This is a genomic window from uncultured Marivita sp., assembly GCF_947488135.1.
Lineage (GTDB): Bacteria > Pseudomonadota > Alphaproteobacteria > Rhodobacterales > Rhodobacteraceae > Marivita.
On sequence record NZ_CANKYW010000001.1, the window covers coordinates 780,819 to 805,915 of the forward strand.

At 62.5% G+C, this 25,097-nt stretch carries 24 protein-coding genes; 14 read left to right on the plus strand and 10 right to left on the minus strand.

What is annotated here, in order from left to right:
* Positions 1-101: 101 nt before the first annotated feature.
* From Q1B16_RS03960 to ftsA, 3 genes are read left to right on the plus strand one after another with little or no spacing between them, the layout of a single operon-like run.
* Positions 102-1,022, plus strand: a complete 921-nt coding sequence (locus Q1B16_RS03960) for a D-alanine--D-alanine ligase (protein WP_299784918.1) — start codon at positions 102-104, stop codon at positions 1,020-1,022.
* On the plus strand, positions 1,010-1,885 hold the full coding sequence (locus Q1B16_RS03965) for a cell division protein FtsQ/DivIB (protein WP_299784919.1): 876 nt from the start codon (positions 1,010-1,012) through the stop codon (positions 1,883-1,885). The genes Q1B16_RS03960 and Q1B16_RS03965 overlap by 13 nt, the downstream gene beginning before the upstream one ends.
* Positions 1,882-3,216 (plus strand): cell division protein FtsA, encoded by a 1,335-nt coding sequence (gene ftsA / locus Q1B16_RS03970; protein ID WP_299784920.1) that lies wholly within the window; start codon positions 1,882-1,884, stop codon positions 3,214-3,216. Before Q1B16_RS03965 ends, ftsA begins: the two co-directional genes overlap by 4 nt.
* A 122-nt stretch (positions 3,217-3,338) precedes the next feature.
* Here the strand turns inward: ftsA and Q1B16_RS03975 are convergent, their stop codons facing one another.
* Positions 3,339-3,803 carry a DsrE family protein gene (locus tag Q1B16_RS03975; protein WP_299784921.1) on the minus strand — a complete coding sequence of 155 codons (465 nt, stop codon included), beginning with the start codon at positions 3,801-3,803 and terminating at the stop codon, positions 3,339-3,341.
* Positions 3,804-3,940: 137 nt separating this feature from the next.
* Positions 3,941-5,173, minus strand: a complete 1,233-nt coding sequence (locus tag Q1B16_RS03980) for a PhnD/SsuA/transferrin family substrate-binding protein (RefSeq protein WP_299784922.1) — start codon at positions 5,171-5,173, stop codon at positions 3,941-3,943.
* Positions 5,174-5,603: 430 nt separating this feature from the next.
* Between Q1B16_RS03980 and ftsZ the strand changes: the two genes are divergently transcribed.
* From ftsZ to Q1B16_RS04005, 5 genes are all read left to right on the plus strand, one after another.
* Positions 5,604-7,232: a cell division protein FtsZ gene (gene ftsZ, locus Q1B16_RS03985; RefSeq protein WP_299784923.1), complete on the plus strand. Its 1,629-nt coding sequence runs from the start codon at positions 5,604-5,606 to the stop codon at positions 7,230-7,232.
* A 214-nt stretch (positions 7,233-7,446) separates the two neighbouring features.
* Positions 7,447-8,367, plus strand: coding sequence for a UDP-3-O-acyl-N-acetylglucosamine deacetylase (gene lpxC / locus Q1B16_RS03990; RefSeq protein ID WP_299784924.1), 921 nt, complete (start codon positions 7,447-7,449; stop codon positions 8,365-8,367).
* A 159-nt stretch (positions 8,368-8,526) separates the two neighbouring features.
* Entirely contained in the window at positions 8,527-9,381 is an 855-nt protein-coding gene (locus Q1B16_RS03995) for an outer membrane protein assembly factor BamD (protein WP_299784925.1), read from the plus strand.
* A 41-nt stretch (positions 9,382-9,422) separates the two neighbouring features.
* Positions 9,423-11,075 carry a DNA repair protein RecN gene (gene recN, locus Q1B16_RS04000; RefSeq protein ID WP_299784926.1) on the plus strand — a complete coding sequence of 551 codons (1,653 nt, stop codon included), beginning with the start codon at positions 9,423-9,425 and terminating at the stop codon, positions 11,073-11,075.
* Between the two features lie 181 nt (positions 11,076-11,256).
* On the plus strand, positions 11,257-12,900 hold the full coding sequence (locus tag Q1B16_RS04005; RefSeq protein WP_299785984.1) for a chloride channel protein: 1,644 nt from the start codon (positions 11,257-11,259) through the stop codon (positions 12,898-12,900).
* Positions 12,901-12,908: 8 nt separating this feature from the next.
* Here the strand turns inward: Q1B16_RS04005 and Q1B16_RS04010 are convergent, their stop codons facing one another.
* From Q1B16_RS04010 to cobT, 3 genes are all read right to left on the minus strand, one after another.
* Positions 12,909-13,253 (minus strand): DUF427 domain-containing protein, encoded by a 345-nt coding sequence (locus Q1B16_RS04010; protein WP_299784927.1) that lies wholly within the window; start codon positions 13,251-13,253, stop codon positions 12,909-12,911.
* A gap of 59 nt (positions 13,254-13,312) precedes the next feature.
* Positions 13,313-15,094, minus strand: a complete 1,782-nt coding sequence (locus Q1B16_RS04015; protein ID WP_299784928.1) for an aminopeptidase P family protein — start codon at positions 15,092-15,094, stop codon at positions 13,313-13,315.
* Positions 15,095-15,268: 174 nt separating this feature from the next.
* Entirely contained in the window at positions 15,269-17,146 is a 1,878-nt protein-coding gene (gene cobT, locus Q1B16_RS04020; RefSeq protein ID WP_299784929.1) for a cobaltochelatase subunit CobT, read from the minus strand.
* Positions 17,147-17,290: 144 nt separating this feature from the next.
* Here cobT and Q1B16_RS04025 point away from each other — a divergent pair, with 144 nt between their 5' ends.
* Entirely contained in the window at positions 17,291-17,956 is a 666-nt protein-coding gene (locus Q1B16_RS04025) for a hypothetical protein (protein WP_299784930.1), read from the plus strand.
* Positions 17,957-18,042: 86 nt separating this feature from the next.
* On the opposite strand, the gene Q1B16_RS04030 is transcribed toward Q1B16_RS04025, so the two are convergent.
* Positions 18,043-18,438 (minus strand): hypothetical protein, encoded by a 396-nt coding sequence (locus Q1B16_RS04030; RefSeq protein WP_299784931.1) that lies wholly within the window; start codon positions 18,436-18,438, stop codon positions 18,043-18,045.
* Positions 18,439-18,457: 19 nt separating this feature from the next.
* Positions 18,458-19,444 (minus strand): cobaltochelatase subunit CobS, encoded by a 987-nt coding sequence (gene cobS / locus Q1B16_RS04035; protein WP_299784932.1) that lies wholly within the window; start codon positions 19,442-19,444, stop codon positions 18,458-18,460.
* Positions 19,445-19,536: 92 nt separating this feature from the next.
* Between cobS and Q1B16_RS04040 the strand changes: the two genes are divergently transcribed.
* The 4 genes from Q1B16_RS04040 (at position 19,537) to msrB (ending at position 22,038) form a co-directional block, all read left to right on the plus strand.
* Complete coding sequence (locus tag Q1B16_RS04040) at positions 19,537-20,079, plus strand: sigma-70 family RNA polymerase sigma factor (protein WP_299784933.1); 543 nt, start codon at positions 19,537-19,539, stop codon at positions 20,077-20,079.
* Positions 20,076-20,789, plus strand: a complete 714-nt coding sequence (locus tag Q1B16_RS04045) for an anti-sigma factor (protein ID WP_299784934.1) — start codon at positions 20,076-20,078, stop codon at positions 20,787-20,789. The genes Q1B16_RS04040 and Q1B16_RS04045 overlap by 4 nt, the downstream gene beginning before the upstream one ends.
* A 96-nt stretch (positions 20,790-20,885) precedes the next feature.
* On the plus strand, positions 20,886-21,455 hold the full coding sequence (locus tag Q1B16_RS04050) for a fasciclin domain-containing protein (RefSeq protein WP_299784935.1): 570 nt from the start codon (positions 20,886-20,888) through the stop codon (positions 21,453-21,455).
* A 109-nt stretch (positions 21,456-21,564) separates the two neighbouring features.
* Positions 21,565-22,038: a peptide-methionine (R)-S-oxide reductase MsrB gene (msrB, locus tag Q1B16_RS04055; protein ID WP_299784936.1), complete on the plus strand. Its 474-nt coding sequence runs from the start codon at positions 21,565-21,567 to the stop codon at positions 22,036-22,038.
* Between the two features lie 53 nt (positions 22,039-22,091).
* Here the strand turns inward: msrB and Q1B16_RS04060 are convergent, their stop codons facing one another.
* From Q1B16_RS04060 to Q1B16_RS04070, 3 genes are all read right to left on the minus strand, one after another.
* Positions 22,092-23,288, minus strand: coding sequence for a UbiH/UbiF family hydroxylase (locus Q1B16_RS04060; protein ID WP_299784937.1), 1,197 nt, complete (start codon positions 23,286-23,288; stop codon positions 22,092-22,094).
* Positions 23,289-23,366: 78 nt separating this feature from the next.
* Positions 23,367-23,612, minus strand: a complete 246-nt coding sequence (locus tag Q1B16_RS04065; protein ID WP_299784938.1) for a hypothetical protein — start codon at positions 23,610-23,612, stop codon at positions 23,367-23,369.
* An 87-nt stretch (positions 23,613-23,699) separates the two neighbouring features.
* Positions 23,700-24,344 (minus strand): pyrimidine 5'-nucleotidase, encoded by a 645-nt coding sequence (locus Q1B16_RS04070; RefSeq protein ID WP_299784939.1) that lies wholly within the window; start codon positions 24,342-24,344, stop codon positions 23,700-23,702.
* Between the two features lie 103 nt (positions 24,345-24,447).
* On the opposite strand from Q1B16_RS04070, the gene Q1B16_RS04075 reads away from it, so the two are divergent.
* Positions 24,448-25,092, plus strand: coding sequence for a GntR family transcriptional regulator (locus Q1B16_RS04075; RefSeq protein WP_299784940.1), 645 nt, complete (start codon positions 24,448-24,450; stop codon positions 25,090-25,092).
* The last annotated feature ends 5 nt before the right edge of the window (positions 25,093-25,097 follow it).

Consider the following 25,097-nt stretch of genomic DNA (forward strand, 5'->3'; position numbering starts at 1 on the left):
CCCTCGCAGGTGAAGGCGGTGCGCCGGGCAGGTTGCACACTATAACAAGGGGCTTGGCCCCGGGCAGAAATGGGGGAAAACCCCCATGATTTGAGGCGATTTTGGGTATGTCGAGCAGGGCAAACCCGAAAGTGGCAGTGTTGATGGGTGGCCCCTCGGCCGAACGCGAGGTGTCTCTGTCGTCTGGGCGCGAATGCGCGGCCGCTTTGCGGGGTGAAGGGTACGAGGTTCACGAGGTCGATGCGGGCCGTGATCTTGCATCCGTGCTCACCACTCTTTCCCCTGACGTGTGTTTCAATGCCCTGCATGGTCGCTGGGGCGAGGACGGCTGTGTTCAGGGTGTGCTGGAATGGCTGCGTATCCCGTACACGCATTCCGGTGTTCTGGCCTCGGCGCTGGCGATGGACAAGGAGCGCACCAAGGACGTGTATCGTCGCCACAATCTGCCTGTCGTGGACAGCGTTCTGGCCGCGCGCGACGACGTTTGCAGCCGCCATGTCATGACGCCGCCCTATGTGGTCAAGCCGTTCAACGAAGGCTCCTCGGTAGGCGTGTACCTCGTGCACGACGACGCCAATGGCCCGCCACAGCTTTCCGATGATATGCCAGAGACCGTGATGGTCGAAGCCTTTGCGCCGGGCCGTGAACTGACGACGACCGTCGTCGGAGACCGGGCGCTTTGCGTGACCGATATTCTGACCGATGGCTGGTACGACTACGACGCGAAATACAAACCGGGCGGATCGCGGCACGTGCTGCCCGCGGACGTACCCGACGAAATCACGTCCGCTTGCCTGGACTACGCCGTGCGCGCGCACAAGGCGCTGGGATGTCGGGGCGTGACGCGCACCGATTTCCGCTGGGACGCGGCGAAGGGGCTCGATGGGCTCATTCTTCTTGAAACCAACACACAACCCGGCATGACGCCCACCTCGCTCACGCCAGAGCAGGCGGCGCATACGGGTATGAGCTTTGGTGCGCTGTGTCGCTGGATGGTGGAGGATGCGTCATGTCACAGATGAGCGCGCGCCCCGATCCTGCGCCGTCGCGGTTGAAGTACCGGATGGAGCGGCTCATGCTGACGCCGCTCTTCCGCTTTCTGCTGCGGTTCGGCTTGCCCTGTCTCTTGACGTTTGGGGCCGCGAGCTGGTGGCTGTCGGTAGACCAAAACCGAATGAAGATCATCGACACCTACGCCGATCTGCGCGCCCAGGTGGAAAGCCGCCCGGAATTCATGGTCAACATGATGGCAGTGGACGGCGCGAGTGACCTGGTGGCCGAGGGCATTCGCCAGATGCTGCCGTTGGATTTCCCGATCAGCTCGTTCGATCTTGATCTCGAAGCGATGCGCGAAACCGTCGTGTCGCTGGACCCGGTGAAATCGGCGCGACTTTACGTGCGGCAGGGCAACGTCTTGCAGGTCGACGTGGTGGAACGCATCCCGGTGGTGCTCTGGCGCAATGACCGGGGGTTGCAGCTTTTGGACGACGAGGGCGTGCTGGTCGGACCGGCTTTCGTTCGCTCGGACTGGCCGGAATTGCCGCTGATCGTGGGCGATGGTGCCAACACCCACGTCGACGAGGCGCTGGAACTCGTTGCTGCGGCAGAGCCGCTCTCCACGCGGTTGCGTGGCCTAGTGCGTATGGGTGAACGCCGCTGGGACGTGGTGCTGGACCGGGGTCAGCGCATCCTGCTGCCCGAGACCGAAGCCGTGCAGGCGCTTGAACGCGTGATCGCGATGGACCAGGCGGTCGACATGCTGGAACGCGATCTCGTGGCGGTCGATTTGCGACTGCCGAACCGACCAACACTCAGAATGACAGATGGAGCGGTGCAGGAATTGCTCCGCATCCGGGCGATCGAGGCAGGGGAACCAGTGGAATGATCGAGCTTTACGAGTCTCAACGGGCGATGCGCAACATGCGCAGGGCGGCGATGCAGCGAGGGGTGATTGCCATTCTCGACATCGGCAGTTCCAAGATCGCCTGTCTTGTGCTGCGGTTTGACGGAACGGACCGGGGTATCGAGAGCGACTCCATCGGCTCTTTGGCGGGACAGTCGGGATTCCGCGTCATCGGCGCGGCGACCACACGGTCACGCGGTGTGCGCTTCGGCGAAATCGACTCCATGGGCGAAACCGAGCGGGCGATCCGCACGGCGGTGCAGGCGGCGCAGAAGATGGCGCAGATCCGGGTAGATCACGTGATCGCCAGCTTTGCCGGCGCCGATCCCCGCAGCTACGGGCTTGCGGGCAAGGTCGAAGTGGCCGGCACGACGGTGGACGAACAGGACGTGGCCCGCGTGCTGTCGGCCTGTGACGTGCCTGATTTCGGACATGGCCGCGAAGTACTGCACGCGCAGCCGGTGAATTTCGCTTTGGACCATCGCAGCGGGTTGATCGACCCGCGCGGGCAGATCGGTCAGGAACTGGCGACGGACATGCACATGCTGACGGTGGACGCGATGGCGATCCAGAATCTTGCGCATTGCATGAAGCGCTGTGACCTCGAATTGGCGGGGATCGCAAGCTCGGCTTATGTGTCGGGTGTCTCGGCTCTGGTCGAGGACGAACAGGAACTGGGCGCCGCGTGCATCGACATGGGCGGCGGCTCGACCGGGCTGTCGATCTTCATGAAGAAGCACATGATCTACGCCGATGCGGTGCGCATGGGTGGCGATCACGTGACCAGCGATATCTCGATGGGGTTGCAAGTTCCAATGGCCGTGGCTGAGCGGATCAAGACCTTCCACGGAGGCGTCGTGGCCACCGGTATGGACGACCGCGACATGATCGAGATCGGCGGCGATACGGGCGACTGGCATCACGACCGGCGCTCGGTCAGCCGGGCCGAGCTGATCGGGATCATGCGCCCGCGCGTCGAGGAAATCCTCGAAGAGGTGCGCGCACGGCTCGACGCGGCCGGGTTCGAGCATCTGCCAAGCCAGCAGATCGTGCTGACGGGCGGGGCCAGCCAGATTCCAGGCCTGGATGGTTTGGCCACGAAGATCCTCGGGCAGCAGGTGCGCTTGGGTCGTCCCATGCGTGTCCACGGTCTGCCTCAAGCGGCGACCGGTCCGGGCTTTGCAAGTGCGGTCGGTTTGTGCCTTTTCGCCGCGCATCCACAGGACGAATGGTGGGATTTCGAGATCCCGGTGGATCGCTATCCGGCGCGGTCGCTCAAGCGGGCGGTCAAGTGGTTCCGGGACAATTGGTGACGCTGGAGGCCCGTTGGCCTCCGACGGCGCAATTCTTCCGCGATTGATGATGTCCAACGATGAAAAAGGCCGCCAACCGGCGGCCTTTTCACAATCATTCCACGATCAGTTCTGATCGGAGGTCACGGCTTGATGTAAGTGTATCCCTGCATTTGCAGATGCGACAGCTCTGCCACGCCGCTTGGCACGATGTCCTCTTCGAACACGTCGAAAAGATCGTTCTCGTAGGAAATCTCGCGACCTTGAAGCGTGTTGTTGCAGACATGGATCGCCACGTTCTGCCCTTTCAGTTCAAGAACCTGCCCTTGCAGCATCTGGTTCGTCTTGGCCGCTGCCAGAACACCCAACCCATCGCCGTGCAGGACCAGCTTGATGTCCATGTTCTCGGCGCCGACGGCGTTGATGTGGTTCTGCATGTTGCGCAGAGCGCCGCGGTAGGCGCGGTCGTCCTCTCCGCCGGAGTAGTTGATGTGGTACACGACCTTCTGCTTGCCATAGCGCTCTTGTGCTTCGGCGTCGGTGGTTGTCGCCGCGACGCCCAGAATGGCGATGGCGCAGGCCAGTACCAGTGATGTCAGATATTTCATGCTGTCCTCCCGTTTTCGTTGCCGGATCGCACGTGCGACCCGTATCCCAGCTTTGCACAGGAGGGGATGGGAAGCACCTCGGGTGAACCACGGGTTGGTCCGGAAATCATCCCCGGGAGATGCCTAGGGAACGATCGTCAACTGGCCAGCGCCACCAGTTGGGTAGAGGATCGCGCGTCGAACTTCTTGAGAAGATTGGCGCGGTGAAACTCCACCGTTTTGGGGCTGATTTCGAGACGCTGCGCGATCTCTTTCGAAGAATAACCTTGCGTGATGTAGTCGAGGATCTGACGTTCTCGCTTCGTCAGACTGGGCAGGTCCTTGTCCGGGGTCTGGTCGGACGAGCCCGACCGGAGCATCTGGTTTGACCGATCTCGAGTAAACCGAAACGCCAGCGCGGTCGCGGCGCCGAGCCCTGCCGCGATCACGAGGATAAGCGGCACCAGTCCGATCACTCGTTGCCACAAGGTGGGTTGTTCGACTCGCAGCGCGAAAGCGCGTTTGAGATCGATGGCGGCATTATAGGCGACGGGCGACGACCAATAATTGCGCAATCTCATGTCCTGGGCGACCGGGTTGTCCTTTGCGCTCAGAAGGGCGATCGCCACGGCGTCCCGCAGGCGTGGATCCACATTTGCAAGTGCCGCGAAGGGCCATTCCGGGTAAAGCCGGGTGCTGATCATGTCGGGATGCGCGTATGTGACGTTGGTGTTGAGATAGACGAAGTCATCCTTGGCATAGCTGCCCTCGGAAATCGCGCGCTCCATCAGCCCGCTGCGGATGATCCCGATATCGGCCTGTCCCGTGGCAACGCGCTTGATGACGCCATCCATCGGAAACCCGACGAAAACCAAGGCCTCGGTGTCTGTGAACAAATTGATCTGGGCATTGTCGAATTCGCGCCAGGCCAACTGAAAGCCACCGAACGCCATCTTGTCGATCGCGACCACAGTCTTGCCGCGCGCATCGACAAGTTCTTCGATGCCCGACCCCGCGCGCGCGATGATGAGGCTGCCGAATTCGGCGGAATAGGTGCCGTCGCTGCGTTGGAGATTGCGGGTCGCAATCACGCTCATGGCGTGATCTTGCGCAAGATCGACATAGTGCCCCGGGTTGGTGAGCACGAAATCAATCTGTCCGCTCGCGATCTGCGACGAGGCGGAGGCCAGTGTCATGGGAACAAGATCGAATTCATGGCTTGGTACCGTCGCATCGAGGTATCGTTTGAGCCCGTGCCACCGGACCAACGCATCCTCGTATCCAAGGTAGGCGAGCACACCGATGCGCGCCTGGGACACAGGCGTTTGCGCTTCGCTCTGACCCGGGCACAGCCCGGCCAGGCACACGGCGGTCATGAGTGCCCTGAACATCGTCTCCTCCTGACGTGATCATAGTCGGAGCGGTATCGCGCGCGCAATCACACACTGATGTCAGGGCGGGCGAGGTTTCGCGTTTTCGCCCGGGAATCAATCCGCGACATCGCAACTGCCGCTGGAGGTTTTCGGGGGATCATGCTATGATTTAAAAAAAATAAAGGCGGGCTCGAGCAGGCACCGATCCAGACAAAATTTCCAGAGCCGCTTCGGGCGGTATCTCTTCGATTGCCTAGTGGTTGGATGAGCTTTGGCCGCTATATATCGACAACTTGGCGAAATTCCGCGATCTTCGATAGGAAACAGGCCATATTTGGGGGCAAAACCGTGTTTTTTGCGTGACCTTCGCGCATCTGGACGATAATACTGCCACTGATAGGTGCAGAAAAAGCTCCGAATGGAGCGAAACTAGCAGGCGGATAGAGACATGACATTGAACCTTTCGGTGCCCGGACAAGACGAATTGAAACCCCGCATCACCGTGTTCGGTGTCGGCGGCGCTGGCGGCAACGCCGTGAACAACATGATCGACAAATCCCTTGAGGGTGTCGACTTCGTGGTTGCGAACACGGACGCGCAAGCCCTTCAGCAAAGCCGGTCGACCAGCCGGATCCAGCTTGGGGTGAAAGTCACCGAAGGTTTGGGTGCAGGCGCCCGCGCAACCGTCGGTGCCGCTGCTGCGGAAGAAAGCATCGAACAGATCGTCGATCACCTTGCGGGCGCGCATATGTGCTTCATCACCGCCGGGATGGGCGGCGGCACCGGAACGGGTGCTGCTCCGATCATCGCGCAAGCCGCACGTGAGCTTGGTGTTCTCACCGTTGGCGTCGTGACCAAGCCCTTCCAGTTCGAGGGCAACAAGCGGATGAAGCAGGCCGAGGATGGGGTCGACGCGCTTCAGAAGGTCGTCGATACGCTGATCATCATTCCGAACCAAAACCTGTTCCGGCTCGCCAACGAAAAGACAACCTTCACCGAAGCGTTCAGCATGGCGGATGACGTGCTGTACCAGGGTGTGAAAGGTGTGACCGACCTGATGGTGCGTCCGGGCCTCATCAACCTCGACTTTGCCGATGTCCGCGCCGTGATGGACGAGATGGGCAAGGCGATGATGGGCACCGGCGAGGCCGAGGGCGAAGACCGCGCCATTCAGGCCGCCGAGAAGGCCATCGCGAACCCGCTGCTGGACGAAATCAGCCTGCGCGGCGCGAAGGGCGTTCTCATCAACATCACCGGCGGTCACGACCTCACGCTGTTCGAGCTCGACGAGGCGGCCAACCGTATCCGCGAGGAAGTGGACACGGATGCCAACATCATCGTCGGCTCCACTCTGGATGACAACATGCAGGGCATGATGCGCGTCAGCGTTGTCGCCACCGGCATCGACGCCGTCGATGTGCACACCGACATTCCGGTGCCGCGCCGGTCGCTCGCCACGCCGCTGACCCAGACGACCCGTGTGGAAGAGGCGCAGCAGGCCGAAAAAGAACAGCCGATGCCCGAGCCGGTCGCGGCCCGTGTCGCCGAAGAGCCGTCGCTGTTCGGAAAGATGGAGACAGAGCGCGAAGCTGCCGAAGAGCAGATGGAAACGATCTTCGAAGAAGACGACACCCAGCACGAAGCGGTTGATGAAGACGGCCTTCCGGCGCCCGCCTATCGTCCGCAGGTGGCCGAATTCAATCCGCGCGATGACAGCATCGAGGCCGACCCGGAGCAATTCGTCGCTCCGCGCGCACCGGCACCGGGCACGCCAAGCGCAGAAGCCTTGGCCCGTCTGCAAGCCGCCGCATCGCGCGCGCGTCCTGCCGCTGGCACGCGTCCGAGCGCACCCGCCGAAGCGGAGCCCGCCGATGCGGAACGTCCGCGTTTCGGGATCAATTCGCTCATCAATCGCATGACGGGTCATGGCCAGCATCCGGAGACACCGGTGCGCCGCACGGCCCCGCCGCCGGTGCAATCCGGTGCCGCCGCACCCGCGCGCGCACCGTCGCCGGAAGCGGACGAAGACCAGGAGCGCATCGAAATCCCTGCGTTCCTGCGCCGCCAAGCCAACTGATTCCGCGAGAAATCGCGCGTCAAACGCCCCCGGAAACGGGGGCGTTTTTCTTTTGGAACAATGGCTTGCAGGGCTTGGCAAGAAACCGCCGATGGTCTCAGGGCCTCTGTTTCAGGCCGTTACAATCTTTGATTTGAGGCTGGATAGGTCAGAGCGTATCACCCATCCCAAAGCGCAGTGCTTCTGAAGGCGCGCGTAACGGATCGAGGATCACTTGCAGACGACCGTACAATCGACAGTTCGTTTTTCGGGCGTGGGCCTGCACACCGGTCGTCCGGTGCGCCTCTCCGTGTGCCCGGCCCCTGCCGATCATGGCATCGTGTTCGAGCGGACCGACATCCGGTTGGGCAACGCGCGGATCCCGGCGCGCTATGATTTCGCGGAACAATCGCCGCTGTGCACGCTGATCGTGAACGATGCGGGTGTGTCCGTCTCCACGATCGAGCATGTCATGGCGGCTCTGGCCGGATGCGGTGTGCATAACGCGCTTGTCAAGGTCGATGGACCCGAGGTCCCCGTGATGGATGGCAGCGCCGCGCCGTTTGTGCGGGCCATCCTGGCAGCGGGGGTCAAGCGCCTTGCGGCTCCGATCCGCGTGATCGAGGTGCTGAGCACGGTCGAAGTGCACACGGCACAGGGTTGGGCGCGACTAGGGCCGGGCACTGGTCTGACGATGGATTTCCACATCGATTTCTCGGACGCCGCCATCGGTCGTCAGAGCAAGTCGCTCGATCTCGCCAACGGCACTTTCGTGCGTGAATTGTGTGACAGCCGGACCTTCTGCCGCGCGGCGGATGTGGAAGCGATGCGCGCCGTGGGCAAAGCGCTTGGCGGGACGATGGACAACGCCGTTGTCGTCGATGGCGACACGGTGCTGACCCCTGGCGGTTTGCGCCACGAGGACGAAGCCGTGCGCCACAAGATGCTTGACGCCTTGGGCGATCTGGCTCTGGCGGGGGCGCCGTTGCTGGGGCACTACGAAGGCCACAAGGCAGGGCACACGCTGACCAACATGCTCCTCCACGCGCTTTTTGCGACACCGGATGGCTTCCGCGTGCGGGAATGCCCGGCGGCACTGGCCGCGCGTCTGCCCGGCACCGGCGTCGAGATGCACGAGATTCCCGCCGTTGCATAAGTCCCGTTTTTGGGTGAATGAATGGACCGGACCCTGGTGTCCGACCTGCGGTAAATCGCATGTGAGTCTAAAGGCGTTTTGCCTCGGGATTTAATGTGCTAGGACCGAATGCAGACAAGTGGCACATATAGCCACGGCGGTGAATCGAAGGTGACGGGCATGGCAGCGGGCAGATACGCAAGAGCTGTGATCGGAGCGGGGCTCTTGGTAGTGACGCTGAGCGCGTGCGGCAGTGGCGAACGCCCGGGGTTCGGTCCCGGCGGTGTGCCGATCGAGAATTTCACCGCAGAACAGATCTACGAGCGCGGTGAATTCGAACTGGACCGCAGCGATCCCGAAGATGCCGCTTTCTATTTTTCCGAAGTCGAACGTCTCTATCCCTATTCCGAATGGGCCAAGCGCGCTGTCATCATGCAGGCCTACGCCTATCATCAGAACAAGGATTACGAGAACAGCCGTGGTGCCGCGCAGCGCTATATCGATTTCTACCCGACGGACGAAGACGCTGCCTACGCGCAATACCTTCTCGCGCTCAGCTACTATGACCAGATCGAGGAAGTGGGCCGCGACCAGGGGCTGACCTTCCAGGCCCTGCAAGCCTTGCGCACCGTGATCGAACGCTATCCGGACAGCGAATATGCGCGGTCCGCGGTTCTGAAGTTCGACCTGGCCTTCGATCATCTGGCCGCGAAAGAGATGGAGATTGGGCGCTACTACCTGCGCCGGGATCACTACGCTGCGGCGATCAACCGCTTCCGTTCGGTCGTTGAGGATTTCCAGACCACCACGCATACTGCCGAAGCGCTACACCGCCTGGTCGAGGCGTATCTGTCGCTTGGCCTGACCGATGAGGCGCAGACCGCGGGGGCCATCCTTGGTTACAATTACCAGTCGACCGATTGGTACGAGGACAGCTTCAAACTGCTGAGGGGCCGGGGCCTTGAGTTGAAGGCAACCGGAGACAATTGGCTGCGGCAGGTGTACCGCCAGATGGTCCGCGGTCAGTGGCTTTGATCGGGGGGCGGTGCGTGTAATCACGCACCCGGTTGCACAGAATGCTGCGTGCGCTTGAAATACGGGACATGTTGATCATCGACCGGCTGGAGCTCGAATTCCAGCCGGGTTTGAACGTGTTGACCGGCGAAACCGGCGCAGGCAAATCCATCCTCCTCGACTCCTTGGGCTTCGTCCTTGGCTGGCGCGGCCGGGCAGAGCTGGTCCGCAGCGGGGCAGAGCAGGGCGAAGTGACGGCAGTCTTCGATCTGCCAAAAGAGCATCCCGCGCATGATGTTTTGGCCGAGGCCGGGTTTGAGGATGCGGATGAATTGATCTTGCGACGCGTGAACACGGCGGATGGCCGCAAGACCGGTTGGGTCAATGACCGCCGCGTCACCGGCGAGATGCTGCGGGCCCTGTCCGACACATTGGTCGAGCTGCACGGACAGCACGACGATCGCGGATTGCTGAACCCCAAGGGGCACCGCGCTTTGCTGGATCAGTTCGCCGGGCACGATGCACTGTTGGCCGAGGTAAAGTCGGCGTGGACCACCCTGTCGAAAGCGCGCAAGGCATTGACCGAGGCCGAAAAGGCCTATGCCGCCGCGCAGGCCGAAGAGGAATTCCTGCGCCACGCGGTTGATGAGTTGGACAAGCTGTCACCAGCGCCGGGCGAGGATGCCGATCTCGACGCGCGGAGACGGATGATGCAAGCCTCTGAACGCATCCGCGAGGACATCGCGCGTGCGGCGCAGGTGATGGGGCAGGACGGGGCCGAAGGCGCGATGGCGGATGCGCTGCGGTGGCTCGAAGGCGTCAGCGACGCGGCAGATGGACAACTGGACGAACCCCTGGCCGCCCTTGCCCGTGCAATGGCTGAATTGGACGATGCGGCGCGGGGCGTGTCGTCCTGCCTCGATGCTTTGGACTTCGATCCGCACGAACTGGACGCAACCGAAGAACGGCTTTTCGCCTTGCGCGCTTTAGCGCGAAAACACGCTGTCGCGCCGGATGACCTGCCCGGATTGGCGGACAACCTGCGCGATCGCCTCACGGCGCTGGATCAGGGGGCCGACCGATTGACTCGATTGCAAACAGAGTTGGACGAGGCAGAGCGCGCGTACGATGTTGCCGCCGCCGCCCTGCGTGACAGCCGTCACGCAGCGGCGAAACGGCTCGACCGCGCGGTCTGCGATGAGCTTGCGCCGCTCAAGATGGAGCGGGCGGTCTTCATCACCGACGTGTCAGAGACCTCCGCAGGTCCCGAGGGCAGCGACGCGGTGGCTTTCACCGTCGCGACAAACCCGGGTGCACCTGCCGGTCCGATCGGCAAGATCGCGTCCGGCGGTGAGTTGAGCCGCTTCCTTCTGGCGCTGAAGGTGTGCCTGTCGGAACAACGTGACGCGGGCCTGACGATGATCTTCGACGAGATCGATCGGGGCGTCGGAGGCGCGACCGCCGACGCCGTTGGCCGCCGCCTTTCCGCGTTGGCGGACGGTGGTCAGGTACTGGTGGTCACTCACTCACCACAGGTCGCTGCCTTGGGGGCACATCACTGGCGGGTGGAAAAACGGGTGGCCGATGACCAGACCACATCGACCGTGGTGCCGTTGGACACCCTCGCGCGCGAAGGGGAAATCGCGCGCATGCTCTCCGGTGACACGATCACGGACGAGGCCCGCGCGGCGGCACGGGCGCTCTTGGCTGGTTAAAGGCGGTTCGAAACGGGGGAGGTGTGTCCTGACGCCGACCTTTGCAGAGTTTATCATCGCAGGGGTGGACACGACAGGCGCATTGGATAAGCCTCGAAAACAAGAAGGTTTTTGGCGCAGTGCGCCCTTCCCGAAAGGACCGCTTGGCATGGCGCCAGCGTTGCGTGGTCAGATCAGCGACATGAAGCGGCAGTTCGCGCGCGGCTGGGATCTGCTGCGCCACAAGGGACCGTCGCAGTTCCAGTTCTGGCTGATCGCGCTTCTGATCGGCATTGCGGCTGGCTTGGCGGCGACCTTGTTCCGCCTCGCGATTTCGGCCCTGCAAACCACGGTCTATGGCACCCCAAGCGTGACCACGATCCACAGCTATGCCGAAACCCTGCCGTGGTGGATGCTTCTGGCCATACCGACCCTTGGCGGTTTGGTGGTTGGCATCATCGTCCACTACTTCACACCGGATGGGCGCGTCCGGTCCGTGGCCGACGTGATCGAGGGCGCCGCGCTGAACGATGGCCGGGTCGAAAAGAAGGCCGGGATCGCGTCGGCGATCTGTTCCTGGATCACGCTCTCAACGGGGGGAAGCACTGGGCGGGAAGGTCCGGTGGTTCACATCGCGGCAATGATCTCGTCCTGGGTGTCGAACACCATCCGCGCCGATGGCATCACCGGGCGCGATCTGTTGGGATGCGCGGTCGCCGCGGCCGTTTCGGCAAGCTTCAACGCCCCGATCGCCGGGGCGCTTTTCGCGCTCGAAGTGATCCTGAGGCATTTTGCCGTCCATGCCTTCGCCCCAATCGTGGTGGCGAGTGCGGCGGGCACAGTCATCAACCGCTTGGTGTTCGGAGATGTGACCGAGTTCAAACTGCCCGGCACAACCACGGTGGAGTTCTACCTCGAACTGCCCGCTTTCTTCATCTTGGGCCTCGTCTGCGGCCTTGTCGCCGTGTCGATGATGCGAGCGGTCTTCTTGGCGGACGATGTCGGGTCCCGGTTCCAACGCAAGCTTGGCCTGCCACATCTGTTGCGCCCGGCGGTGGCGGGGGTGATGCTTGGCGCACTGGCGATCTGGTTCCCGCACATCATTGGGGTCGGGTACGAGACCACGTCGCGGGCGCTCACCGGGGCGCTGCTCTGGCACGAGGCGATCGTGTTCGCCATGCTCAAGGTCGTCGCCGTCGCGATCACGATGGGAGGCCGGATGGGCGGCGGGGTGTTTTCACCGTCGCTGATGCTGGGCGCGCTGACGGGCCTGGCTTTCGGGCTGATCGCCACGGGTCTCTTCCCGGACCAATCCGGCACGGCCACGCTCTACGCGCTGGCTGGAATGGGCGCGGTCGCGGCAGCCGTACTGGGCGCACCGATTTCGACCACGCTGATCGTGTTCGAACTCACCGGGGACTGGCAGACGGGTCTTGCCGTGATGGTGTCCGTCTCCATGTCCACCGCGGTTTCCGCGCGCCTCGTAGATCGGTCGTTCTTCCTCACCCAGCTTGAGCGGCGCAACGTGCATTTGGCTGCCGGGCCGCAGGCCTATCTTCTGGCGATGTTCCGTGTTCAGGGCGTGATGCGCAAACCGACTGATGCAAACGCCGCCGACGAAGAGGCGTGCCTCGCGATGATCGAGCAGGGGCTTTACGTGCAGGTACAGGCGACGCTGGAAACCGCGCTTCCGCTCTTCGACAAGTCAGGCGTGGCGTTCCTGCCGGTGGTCCGGCTTGAGGGAGAAGACAACGCGCCCGTGTTGCAGGGCGCGCTGTTTCATGTCGATGCGCTCAAGGCCTATAACCGCGCCTTGGCGGCCACGGCTGAGGAAGAGCACAGCTAGCTGACAGGTCAGACCTGTTCGACCTGCACGCCGTCCTGAACGTAGAAGGCAAGGTGGTCCTTGATCTCGGACACTTCGTCTTTCGGGTTTTCATAGCTCCAGACCGCGTTCTTGTAGGTCATGCTTTTGGACATGATGTCGAAATAGGTGGCGGTTCCCTTGTGCGGGCAGGTCGTGCTGTGATCCGACGCATCCAGAAACGCCATCGCGATATCGCCACGGGGGAAATAGATCACGAAGGGCATGTCGCCTTCCGTCAGTTCGAGCGCATTGCTGCTCTCGCCGATCACCGCCCCCCCTGCGCGGACAACCCAGGTTCCTTCTGCCGGTCTGATCGTAATGTGTTTCTGCATGATCCATCCCTTTTGAGTGCGGTGTACCGGCGTTCCCGGGTCAATGTAAATGATCTTGGTCAGATCGGCGCGCAGGCCTGCGCCAGCCAGGTCGAGACGTCGCCATCGACCAAAGGTCCGATCCGTGCCAGCACATCGGCGTGGTAGGCATTGAGCCACTCTCGCTCCGCGGCGGTCAGCAAGCCGGTTTCCACCAGACGTGTGTCGATCGGTGCGTAGGTCAACGTTTCGAAGTGCAGCATCTCGGGCACGGTTTGCTCTGGCAGGGCGGGGGCCTCCTCCACGACGACGAGGTTCTCGATCCGAATGCCGAACGCCCCTTCCTTGTAGAAGCCCGGTTCGTTCGACAGGATCATTCCGGGCATGAACGGCACCGTGCCCGTGCGCGCAAGGCGCTGTGGTCCTTCATGCACGCTGAGATAGGATCCCACACCGTGTCCGGTGCCATGGCCGTAATCCAGACCATGCTCCCAGAGTGAGACACGCGCCAGCGCATCCAGATCGCGCCCGGCCAGCCCCTTGGGCCAGCGCAGCCGCGAGATCGCGATCATGCCCTTGAGCACCAGCGTGAAGGCGCGTTTTTCTTCCTCGCCCGCCGGGCCGATTGCAATGGTGCGGGTGATATCCGTTGTCCCGTCGACATATTGTCCGCCGCTGTCCACAAGCAAAAGCCCGTGCTCGACCTTTCGATTGGTCTTCTCGGTCACCCGGTAATGCACGATGGCCCCGTTCGGCCCCGCCCCGGAGATCGTGTCGAAACTGATGTTACGCAGCGCGTTGGTCGCGGCGCGTTCCGATTCGAGGTGCCTGACCACGTCGATCTCGGTCAGGCTGCCTACGGGTTGCCGATCCAGCCAGCACAGGAACCGCGCCATTGCCGCACCGTCGCGCAAATGCGCGGCGCGGGCACCGTCAAGCTCGGCTTGGGTCTTGCAGGCTTTGGGAAGCGCGCAGGGATCCTGCGCTTCGATCACCTCGGTCCCCGCCTCGCGCAATGTGTCCGCGACGATCACCGGGCAACTTGCCGGGTCGATCCGCACCGGACCTTCGATGGAGGCAAGAACGGGCAAAAACGCATCGACCGGCGCGATCCTGACCTTCGGCCCAAGGTGGTCGCCCAGATTGGCCAGCTTGGCCTCGTCCACGAAAAACGTGACCTCACCCTCCGCGTGCAACAGCGCGAACCCGTGTACAAACGGCACGCGCGGCAGGTCGTTGCCGCGGATGTTCAGCAGCCAGCAGATGCTGTCGGGCAAGGTGAGCACCGCGCAGGACGCCGGTGCAAGGGTCTCGGCCAACCGCGCGATCTTGGCATCATGTGTCTCGCCGGTCAGCTCGACAGGCTGCACGAAAGCGAGTGTGGCAGGCGGCGGGGGCTGGTCCTCCCAGATGCGATCCACAAGATTGGCCGAGCGCCGGAATTCGATGTTGCCCGGAGCGGGTTCGAGCTCTCGCACCTGCGACACCGTGTGCAGCCACGGATCGAACCCGATCACCGCGTCCGCATCGGCGTTCCGCGCGACCCACTCCGTCAGCGACACCTCTGGCCAGTCCACCGGCATGAACGCCTCGGCCACCTGCGCGCGCACCTGCACGCGGTACCGGCCATCGACAAAGACCCCGGCCTTGTCGTGCAAGGCGACACAGAACCCCGCCGACCCGGTGAACCCTGTCAGCCAGGCAAGACGGCTGTCACGCGCGGGCACATATTCGCCTTGGTGTGCGTCGGCCCGGGGGATGATGAACCCGTCCAGCTTTTCCCGTTTCAGCTCCTCGCGCAGTGCGGCAAGCCGGGGCGGGCCCTGTTCGGGGGACGAGGTCTCGGTGAAGCTTTGGAACATGGACGCATCTCTCTGAATTTTCTGTCAACCAAACCGGAAAGTTGAACCATGGCAAGCCCCCGTCGAACACGGCTTTGGGGCGCTTCCCGTGTTTCTTCTCTTTCCAATTACGCACAAAACGCGGCCCGCAGGGCCGCGTCTGTCGGACCGGCGCAGCCGGTCCGATCCGCCCGGTCAGCTCGCGCGCTTGATGCCCATGAACCGGGCGCGCGCCCGGGGATCGCTGTCGAACAGTGACGCCAACTGTTCCGTCATCGCTCCGGCCAGCTGTTCCACATCCGTGATCGTCACAGCGCGTTCGTAGTAACGGGTCACGTCATGGCCGATGCCGATGGCCAGCAATTCGACCTGACGGCGACGCTCGACCATGGCGATCACATCGCGGAGGTGCTTTTCAAGGTAGTTCGCCGGGTTCACCGACAATGTGCTGTCGTCCACCGGCGCACCGTCGGAAATCACCATGAGGATCTTGCGCGCCTCGGAGCGGTGCAGCATCCGCCGATGCGCCCATTCCAGTGCCTCGCCGTCGATGTTCTCCTTGAGCAACCCTTCCTTCATCATCAGGCCAAGGTTCGACCGCGTCCGACGCCAAGGCGCATCGGCGCTTTTGTAGATGATGTGGCGCAGGTCGTTCAGGCGGCCGGGTTGCTGTTCTCGCCCCTCGTTCAGCCACTTTTCACGGGCCTGTCCGCCTTTCCAAGCGCGCGTGGTGAAGCCAAGAATCTCCACCTTGACCGAACACCGCTCCAGCGTGCGCGCAAGAACATCGGCGCAGATCGCGGCAATGGAAATGGGTCGCCCGCGCATGGAGCCGGAATTGTCGAGCAGGAGCGTCACCACCGTGTCGCGGAACTCGGTGTCTTTTTCGACCTTGAAGGACAGCGGCGTCGTCGGGTTGGCCACCACGCGCGCAAGGCGTCCCGCGTCAAGGATGCCTTCCTCCAGATCGAACTCCCACGACCGGTTCTGTTGTGCCTGAAGGCGACGTTGCAGCTTGTTGGCCAGACGGCTGACGGCGCCTTTCAACGGCTCAAGCTGTTGATCCAGATAGGCACGCAGGCGTTCCAGCTCGACCGGCTCGGCCAGTTCTTCGGCCAGGATTTCCTCATCATGGGTCGAATCGAACACCTTGTAATCGGGATCGGCTTCCGAGATCGGGGCAGGGGGCGGCGGTTCGAGCGGCGCTTCGCCGTCGGGCATCTCGGCCTCGTCGCTCAGTTCCTGATCGGCCATCTCGTCCATCGAGACCTGCGCCTGGCTCGGGTCCTGCGTCTCGTCCTGGCTCGACTCGGGGCTGGCCTCGGTGTCCTGCTCCTGATCGTCGTCCTGGCCGGTGCTGTCGGGTTCCTGCTCGTCGTCGCTGCCTTCTTCGGCCTGATCCTGCGCTTCGTCGTCCACCTCGTCCGGGTCGTCGCCCAACTGGTCGCCATAGCCAAGATCGGTGATCACCGCGCGGGTGAACCTGGCGAATGCGGCCTGATCGTTGAGCACGTCTTGCAGGTTTTCCAGCGTGCCACCCGCCTGGTTCTCGATGAAGCCCCGCCATAGGTCCATGACGTTCTGGGCACCCTCCGGCAGCTCGCGCCCCGTCGCGAGATGGCGCACGAGATAGCCCGCCGCCGCTGGCAATGGCGCATCGGAGGCGTCGGTGATCTGGTCGTAGCCTCGGCGCATGGCGTCATTGCCGATCTTGGCGTCGATATTCCCGGCGGTGCCGGGCATGTCCCGCGCGCCCATCGCCTCGCAGCGCGCGGTTTCCATGGTTTCGTACAGCTCTCGGGCCAGATCGCCCTGCGGCGCATAGCGCGCGTGCGTTCCGGCATCGTGGTAGCGGCGATACATCGCCATCGCATCCGCTGTCCCGCGCGCCAGAAGCACCTCGTCGCGGGTCAACCGCCGGCTGATCTGCGGCAGCCGCATCGCGTCGCCGGAAATACCGGCGGGGTCCACTGAATAGCTGACCGTCAGATCCGGGTCGCGGGCCATGACCTTGGTCGCTTCTGCCAGGGCTTTCTTGAACGGATCGGCGGGGTTGTCGGTCGGTTTGCTCATGCGGCCAATCTATCGTTTCCACAGCGCGGGACAATCGCGAAAGCGCCGAAAGGTGGCCCGACGGAAAAAATTGAAACCAACTCCCCGACCCCGCGTTTTCTCTCATGACGGGGCCACGTCACGGAAACAGCAATGGAGGCGAAAATGACACCGAAGGTGATCACATCGACGGCGCTGTCCCTGATCGTGGCGATGGGCGCAACGACAGCAACAGCGCAGACCCAGTCTTCCGACACCAACGCGTCGGATCAGACGATGACGGAGAAGATCGAGGCAGCGGATGCGCCAGACACCGCAGAAACTGACCCGATGAATGAACGGGAACGCAGCAGCACGCAAATGGCGCAGTCGCAGGATCAGACGCAGGGCGCTGCGATCCTAGACTTGCAATCCCTGAGCCACGACATTTACGAGCGCGGCTACCGGCAAGGTTACATCCGTGGCGTGCAGGAAGCGCGTCAGGACTTCGCCATGCAGATGAGATATATGGCGAAACGCGACCAGTTGATGGAAAACTATCAGGATTGGGAAATGACCCAATCGGTTGGGTCAAATTCCGATGAGGCCCAGAACGATCAGACTGACATGATGAACAGTGGCAGCGCGACCGAGAACCAGCAGACCGCTGGGGCTGCGGGCAATTCCGAAGCGTCGAGCTCGGACATTGAAACCAACATGCGCAGCAACATGATGCGCGCCCGGCCCGGTGGGTCCATCGTCATTCTGCCCGCCGGTATCTCGCCCGAACGATTTATCGAAAACCTCGTCGACAGCCGTCGCGAGGCGCTCGGGGAAAATTCAGAAAACTGATTGGGCTTTGATCCGATTTGACCAAGACGCGGCTCAATTGGGCCGCGTTTTCGCATCTGCAACAACGTAACTAGACAATTGAGCCGTTAGCGCAGGTCCCGAGTTTCCGGATGGCGTGTTGCGAAGTCCTGGCATGTTTGGTTAAGCCGCTCGAAGATGTCCCGGCTTTGTGCGTCGCCATTGTAGATATAGCTTTCCATCAGACGCGCCATCAACGGACGCTGAGCGGCGATGTAGGTTTCGACCTCGGACTCCGTGCCGGCCAATCTCAGCGCCACCTCCCGAAAGGCCTCGGCCGCGCGAAGATCACTTGGGTCGAAGTCGAGATACGGTGAGACCTTGGCATAATCCGTATATCTGAACCAGAACGCCGCACATTGTGCTGCGGGGTAGATTGCGTCTTGCGCCGTGGCGACAGACCCCGCGCTCAGGAATGCCGCAAGGACCGCCGCATGTCCGCCGCGTTGCGCAGCGGACATCATCGCCGTCTGCTGCGCGCGATTACCCAATACTCAACGATGCCGCGCTTTCGGGCAGTTCTTCGTCAAAGCAGCGCTGATAGAATTCCGCCACGGTCTGCCGCTCCAGCTCATCGCATTTGTTGAGGAACGACACACGGAAGGCGTAGCCTACATCGCGGAAAATTTCGGCGTTTTGCGCCCAGGCGATCACGGTCCGGGGGCTCATCACTGTGGAGAGATCGCCCGACATGAACGCCGTCCGCGTGAGGTCCGCCACCGTCACCATCTGACGAACGGTCTTGCGGCCTTTCTCGGTATTGTAATGCGGCGCTTTGGACAGAACGATCGAGGTCTCTGCATCGATCGACAGATAGTTCAGCGTCGCCACAAGCGACCAACGGTCCATCTGGCCCTGATTGATCTGCTGCGTGCCGTGATAGAGGCCCGTCGTATCGCCGAGACCCACGGTGTTGGCCGTGGCGAAAATGCGGAAATACTTGTGCGGGGTGATGACTTCGTTCTGGTCAAGCAGCGTCAGCTTGCCGTCGGTTTCCAGAACCCGTTGAATCACGAACATCACGTCGGCGCGGCCCGCGTCGTATTCGTCGAACACGATGGCTGTCGGGTTGCGCAGCGCCCAAGGCAGGATGCCTTCCTGGAATTGCGTCACCTGCTTGCCGTCCACCAGCTTGATCGCGTCCTTGCCGATCAGGTCGATCCGGCTGATGTGGCTGTCGAGGTTGACGCGCACGCAGGGCCAGTTCAGCCGCGCGGCGATCTGCTCGATATGGGTCGATTTACCCGTGCCGTGATAGCCCTGGATCATCACACGGCGGTTGTTGCGGAAGCCCGCGAGAATCGCCAGCGTCGTATCCGGGTCGAACTTGTAGGTGCTGTCGATGTCCGGCACGCGGTCGGTCCGCTCCGGAAAACCGTGGACAATCATGTCCGTATCAATGCCAAACACCTCGCGCGCGGAAATTTCTTCTGTCGGTTTGGCGTTGATGTCGATCGTCCCGTCGGCCATGTTGCGGACATCCTTCTCAGCTTGGGGGTTTGCGCTCGTTTCGTGCAACATAATGGCGGGAGGGGCAAGGGAAAGGGCACGGAAATCCTGTGATGACGCCGCAAGAAGAGGTGGAACACCTGATTGCCCGTGTGGCGATGGGGGACCGCGCAGCCTTTACCAGCCTGTATGACAGGACCTCCGCGAAACTTTTTGGCGTCTGCCTGCGTGTGTTGAATGATCGCGCAGAAGCCGAGGAGGTTTTGCAGGAGGTATTCGTGACGGTGTGGAACAAGGCGGACAGCTACAAGGTGAACGGGTATTCCCCGATGACCTGGCTGATCACGATCACCCGCAACCGCGCGGTGGATCGGCGCCGCGTGCTCAAGCGCCCTCCGGCGCCGATCGAAACCGCCGACCTGATGCCCGACAGCAAACCAGGCCCTGAAGCCTCGGCCGTGGCTGCCTCCGATGCGCGTCACATTCGCGCGTGCATGGACGAGTTGCCCCGCGCCCGGGCACATCTGGTGCGCCGGGCATATCTGGATGGTGACAGCTATGCCGACCTGGCCGAAGCGACCGGAGTCAACCTGAACACGATACGGACATGGCTGCGTCGTAGCCTGATCGCCTTGCGTGAGTGTTTGAGCCGATGACGGATCTGACCACACCACCCCGCGGCCCGGAAGACGACGATCCGCGCGCCCTGGCGGCGGAATACGCGCTGGGCCTTCTCACCGAGGAAGAGCGCACGGCGTTCGAGGCGCGCATGGACGCGGAGCCCGACCTTCGAGCCGAGGTCGCGTCGTGGCAGGAGCATTTTGCCACTCTCGTCATTGACGATATCGAAGAGGTCGCACCCTCCGCCCAATTGAAGACCCGGTTGGACGCGAAACTCTTTTCCTCGCGCGAACCGTCCTTCTGGCAACAAATCTGGCCCTATGGCCTTGGCGGGATCGCGGCGGCGCTGGTGCTTTGGGCGGCGATCACCTTCGGTGTCGTCACTCCGGAAGAGGACGCGCTTCGGGCCGATCTGGTGGCCGAGCTTGCCCCCACGCCCGATGGTGATGGGTTGAGCCTGCGTGCGGAAGTCGACACGACACTTGGCGCGGTTCAGGTGATCCGCGCGACCGGCGCGCCGCCAGAGGGGCGGGTGTTCGAGCTTTGGCTGATCGCGGGCGACGCGGCCCCGGTGTCGCTGGGGCTTCTGGACGAGGACGCAAGCACGATCATTGACCTGCCGGAAAACCTTCTCGCACTTCTGCCCGGTGCATTATTGGCGATTTCCGACGAACCGCCGGGTGGGTCCCCGACGGGGGCGCCGACAGGTGCCGTCCGTGCAGCGGGTCCGCTCACGTCGACGTGATGAACCTGTGACCGGCTGATCTGAAACTTCGGGAATGTGGCCCCCGTGTCTTCGTTCGACCCGCTTGGAACCCCAGCGGGAAAACTGGAGGACGACATGACATTCAAGACCCTGATCACCACCACCCTTGCTGCCACGACCCTTGCCGGCGCTGCTCTCGCCGAAAGCCACGCGGGCACCGACAATCCGATGGTCGGGGGTGCGGCCATGTTCCCGGACAGAACCATCGTTGAAAACGCGGTGAACTCTGCCGATCACACCACCCTCGTCGCGGCGGTTCAGGCCGCCGATCTCGTGGATACGCTCAACAGCGAGGGGCCGTTCACCGTGTTCGCGCCCACGAACGCTGCCTTCGCGATGATTTCCGAGGACTCGCTGACTGCCCTGTTGCAGCCCGAAGCGAAGGCACAGCTTGCGCAAATTCTCACCTGTCACGTGGTGGCGGCCAATGCCATGTCCGACGCCATCGCGGGCATGATCGCCGATGACGGCGGTACGCATCCGGTCCAGACCGTCGGCGGCTGCACGCTTCAGGCCAAGATGGACGGATCGACCATCACGCTCACCGATGAAAACGGGCGCGAGGCCAATGTGACGATCGCCGATGTGCGTCAATCGAACGGTGTGATCCATGTGATCGACCGCGTGCTTTTGCCGGCTCAGTAAGCCCTCGACCCCCATCTCGGGGCGCAGGAGATCGCGCAAAAGTGTGTGCCCCGGCCTTGCGTGCGCGCAGGTCGGGGCACCATCTTTCAGGTAATTTAAGGAGGACATCATGTTGAGACGACATTTCCTGCAATCCGCAGCCGCCGTTTTAGGCTTTGGCGCGATGACGAAAACCGCAGGCGCGGCTGAAGGCACGTTCGAAGTGACCCGCAGCGAGGCCGAATGGAAAGCCATGCTCACGCCACTGGAATATCGCGTCATGCGAGAAGAGGGCACGGAACGCGCGTTCACCTCGCCACTCAACGACGAAAAGCGCGCGGGCATGTTCCACTGCAAGGGATGCGATCTGCCGCTTTATGCGTCCGAGCACAAATACGACAGCGGCACCGGCTGGCCGAGTTTCTGGCAGGCGCAAGCCAATGCCATCGAAACCAAGCCGGACCGCTCACTGTTCATCACCCGCACGGAATGCCACTGCCGCCGCTGCGGCAGCCACCTTGGCCATATTTTCGATGACGGTCCCCAGCCGACCGGCAAACGGCATTGCATCAACGGGGTAAGCCTGACCTTTCAAGCTGCGTGACGGGCGCGGGATTTTCGAAAATCCCGCGTAAACTCTTGCAAGAGTTTACCGCCTCACACGCCGCGCGCGCCCAATCCCAGTTGCATCAGGGTCGTTCGCACCGGTTTGAGCGTATAAAGCGCGTCCAGCCCCTTCGCGCGCATGTCACGCAACGGTTGGGCGCTGAGCATGGATGTCCGGTTCAAAAGCGTGATCCCCGCAACGCGCGCCCGGATGTCCGCGATCCGCTTTTGATGGTAGGCGTCCAACATGGCGCGGTTGCCAAGTTCCGTGCCTGACTGCCGCGCGAGATCGCGCAGGACGCTCAGGTCCTTGAGGCTCATGTTCAAACCCTGTGCCCCGATGGGCGGCACCACATGCGCCGCTTCAGCGACCAGCGCGATCCGTTCGCCACTCAGACGGTCTGCATGTTGGCTGATGATCGGCCAGATCGTCCGGCGTGACGCCAGCGTCAGTGGACCGAAGAGGCTACAGGAGCGCGTGGTCATCGCCGCCTCGAATTCCTCTGGACCGAGCGCCATCAGGGCTTCGGCCTTTGGCCCTTCTTCCATCCAGACAATGGCCGAAGAGGGACGGCCGTCCAGATCGGGCAAAGGCACAAATGTAAACGGCCCGCCGGTGCGGTGGATCTCGGTCGACACGTTGTCATGCGGGATCGGTTGCGTGACAGCAAAGGCCAAGGCCTTTTGTCCGAACCGCGTGGTCTGCACGTCGATACCGGCGGCGCGCCGCATGGGAGAGTTCCGTCCGTCAGCCGCGATCACCAGCTTGCAGCGCACCTTCGTGCCGTCGCTCAGCCCGACGCGCGCCTCGGCTTCGCGTGTGAAAAGCGACGTGGTCCCGATCCCTGCGCGGAACGCCACGGTGTCGAGGCCGTCGAGATGCGCGACGAATTCGCGGCGCAACAGCCAGTTCGGCAAGTTCCATCCGAAGGGCAAATCCGAGATGTCGGAGGCGTTGAATTCTTTGGTGACCCGCGCTTTCGGGACCTCGCCACCCGCATCGACGATCCGCATCACCTGAAGTGGCATGGCGTGAGCCTGCAAACGCGACCACAGGCCGATTTCGTCCAGAAACGCCTGCGCCGGTTGCAGGAAGGCCGTGGTGCGCAGGTCGGCCCCTTCTGCCTCGCGGTCGGTGACGGGCGGCGCGGGATCGAGGCACAAAACGGTGTAGCCTACCGCACCAAAAGCGGCCGCTGCGGCGAGACCGGCGATCCCGCCGCCCGAGACTACGATGTCGTATTCCATGCCAATCCCTTCGATCCCTTACGCTCTGCCCACATTAACGTGGCGCGTCGAAAACAGCGATGCGTCAGTGCGCCCGCATCATTTGCCGACGGTGATCAGGATCAGTGTCACCATCACGACAGGAACCATCGCCAGCGCAATCATGCTCAACGCCACGATGCCCCATTTCATCACCGCAAGAACAACGAGGGTGAACAGCGCGACCAGCAGATAATAGATCGTATCGGACGATCCTTCCTTCAGATCGCGCGCCACCCAGCCGATCACCGGAATGGAATAGAAGGGGTTGCGGCGGCATGACGGCAGCGGTTCGGAAACAGACATTTGAGACCTCTTTTTAATCTATCTGTCACTTAGGAACCCGGCAGCGATCTGAAACTGCCAAATTGCCGCAATGCAGAAGATTTAAGCTCAGGTGAGCCGGGCGAGGAATGCCGTGAGGTCAGAGGTATGGTGGTGGATATGCTCTGCCTCGATCGCGTCGGGGGCCACGTGGACCGTGCGCATACCCATCGCATGCGGTGCAGCCAGGTTGCGCGGGTCGTCTTCGAACATGGCTGCCGATCTGGTGTCGACCCCGTCACGCCCGAACACGCGCTCGAAGGCGCTGCGCTCGGGCTTCGGGTGGTAGTCGGCATGTTCCACGCCGTAGACCGCATCGAATATCCCGTTGAGCCCGCGCGCCCGCAGCACGTTCTCTGCATAGGGGGCCGAGCCGTTGGTGTAGACGATCTTGCGTCCGGGAAGGTTCTTGATCAGCGAGGCGAGATAGGGATCTGCGGACAGAACGGTGAAGTCGATATCGTGCACGTCGTGCAGATAGGGCGTCGGGTCCACGTCATGCTCGCGCATCAATCCCGCCAGCGTGGTGCCGTAGGTCTTCCAATAATCGACCCGAAGGGCGTTGGCGCGGTCCCGGTCCACACCGACAGCGTCCATAACGAACTTTGTCATCCGCACCTCGATCTGGTCGAACAGCCGAACGGCGGGCGAATAAAGGGTGTTGTCGAGATCGAACACCCAGTGACGCACATGAGAGAAAGCGGACTTGACCATGCCGCCGAACTTAGGCGGCCGCGAGGGGCGCGGCAATGGCTCAACTTGCGTCTTTTGGCAGACCGGCGCTATCGTGCGGAAACTTGAACAAGGACCGCGCGGTATGAAAGATGTGAAGCCTCCTCAGAAGGACGCGTATTCCTCCATCCTAGAAGCCATCGATGTCGGCATCTATCGACCGGGCGACCGGCTGGTGGAGAGCGATCTGGCCGAACGGTTCGGCATGTCGCGCACCCCGATCCGGGAAGCGTTGCAACGGCTCGAAACGCAATCGCTGCTCACGCGTGATGGGCGGTCGCTCATCGTGGCCTCTCTCGATCACAACCAGATGGCCGAGCTTTATGTCGTGCGCACCGAACTCGAAGGTCTGGCCGCGCGTCTTGCGGCGCGCCATGCGACCGAGGAAGAGGTGCAGGTTCTACAGGACATGGTCCACGACGACCGTGCGCTTCTGGATGATCCATCCGCATTGGCGCGCGCCAATCGTCGGTTTCACAAGCAGATCCACCTCGCATCCCACAACCGGTTTCTGGTTCAGCAACTCGACCTCGTGCATCGCTCGATGGCGCTCATGGCGACGACATCACTGGCCGCTCAGGGGCGGGGAGAGATCGCGTTGGCCGAGCATCAGGCCATCGTGGACGCGATCACCCAACGCGACGAGGACGCCGCCTACAAGGCGCTGCGCGACCACATCTCGGTGGCTTTCGTGACGCGGCTCAAGCTCGACTCCCTGTCCAAGGACTGAACAGC

Coding starts and splice junctions, on each gene's coding strand:
- Q1B16_RS03965 (WP_299784919.1), top strand. CDS start 1,010: ATGTCACAGATGAGCGCGCGCCCCGATCCTGCGCCGTCGCGGTTGAAG.
- ftsA (WP_299784920.1), top strand. CDS start 1,882: ATGATCGAGCTTTACGAGTCTCAACGGGCGATGCGCAACATGCGCAGG.
- Q1B16_RS03975 (WP_299784921.1), bottom strand. CDS start 3,803: ATGAAATATCTGACATCACTGGTACTGGCCTGCGCCATCGCCATTCTG.
- Q1B16_RS03980 (WP_299784922.1), bottom strand. CDS start 5,173: ATGTTCAGGGCACTCATGACCGCCGTGTGCCTGGCCGGGCTGTGCCCG.
- ftsZ (WP_299784923.1), top strand. CDS start 5,604: ATGACATTGAACCTTTCGGTGCCCGGACAAGACGAATTGAAACCCCGC.
- Q1B16_RS03995 (WP_299784925.1), top strand. CDS start 8,527: ATGGCAGCGGGCAGATACGCAAGAGCTGTGATCGGAGCGGGGCTCTTG.
- recN (WP_299784926.1), top strand. CDS start 9,423: ATGCTGCGTGCGCTTGAAATACGGGACATGTTGATCATCGACCGGCTG.
- Q1B16_RS04005 (WP_299785984.1), top strand. CDS start 11,257: ATGAAGCGGCAGTTCGCGCGCGGCTGGGATCTGCTGCGCCACAAGGGA.
- Q1B16_RS04010 (WP_299784927.1), bottom strand. CDS start 13,253: ATGCAGAAACACATTACGATCAGACCGGCAGAAGGAACCTGGGTTGTC.
- Q1B16_RS04015 (WP_299784928.1), bottom strand. CDS start 15,094: ATGTTCCAAAGCTTCACCGAGACCTCGTCCCCCGAACAGGGCCCGCCC.
- cobT (WP_299784929.1), bottom strand. CDS start 17,146: ATGAGCAAACCGACCGACAACCCCGCCGATCCGTTCAAGAAAGCCCTG.
- Q1B16_RS04025 (WP_299784930.1), top strand. CDS start 17,291: ATGACACCGAAGGTGATCACATCGACGGCGCTGTCCCTGATCGTGGCG.
- Q1B16_RS04030 (WP_299784931.1), bottom strand. CDS start 18,438: ATGATGTCCGCTGCGCAACGCGGCGGACATGCGGCGGTCCTTGCGGCA.
- cobS (WP_299784932.1), bottom strand. CDS start 19,444: ATGGCCGACGGGACGATCGACATCAACGCCAAACCGACAGAAGAAATT.
- Q1B16_RS04040 (WP_299784933.1), top strand. CDS start 19,537: ATGACGCCGCAAGAAGAGGTGGAACACCTGATTGCCCGTGTGGCGATG.
- Q1B16_RS04045 (WP_299784934.1), top strand. CDS start 20,076: ATGACGGATCTGACCACACCACCCCGCGGCCCGGAAGACGACGATCCG.
- Q1B16_RS04050 (WP_299784935.1), top strand. CDS start 20,886: ATGACATTCAAGACCCTGATCACCACCACCCTTGCTGCCACGACCCTT.
- msrB (WP_299784936.1), top strand. CDS start 21,565: ATGTTGAGACGACATTTCCTGCAATCCGCAGCCGCCGTTTTAGGCTTT.
- Q1B16_RS04060 (WP_299784937.1), bottom strand. CDS start 23,288: ATGGAATACGACATCGTAGTCTCGGGCGGCGGGATCGCCGGTCTCGCC.
- Q1B16_RS04065 (WP_299784938.1), bottom strand. CDS start 23,612: ATGTCTGTTTCCGAACCGCTGCCGTCATGCCGCCGCAACCCCTTCTAT.
- Q1B16_RS04070 (WP_299784939.1), bottom strand. CDS start 24,344: ATGGTCAAGTCCGCTTTCTCTCATGTGCGTCACTGGGTGTTCGATCTC.
- Q1B16_RS04075 (WP_299784940.1), top strand. CDS start 24,448: ATGAAAGATGTGAAGCCTCCTCAGAAGGACGCGTATTCCTCCATCCTA.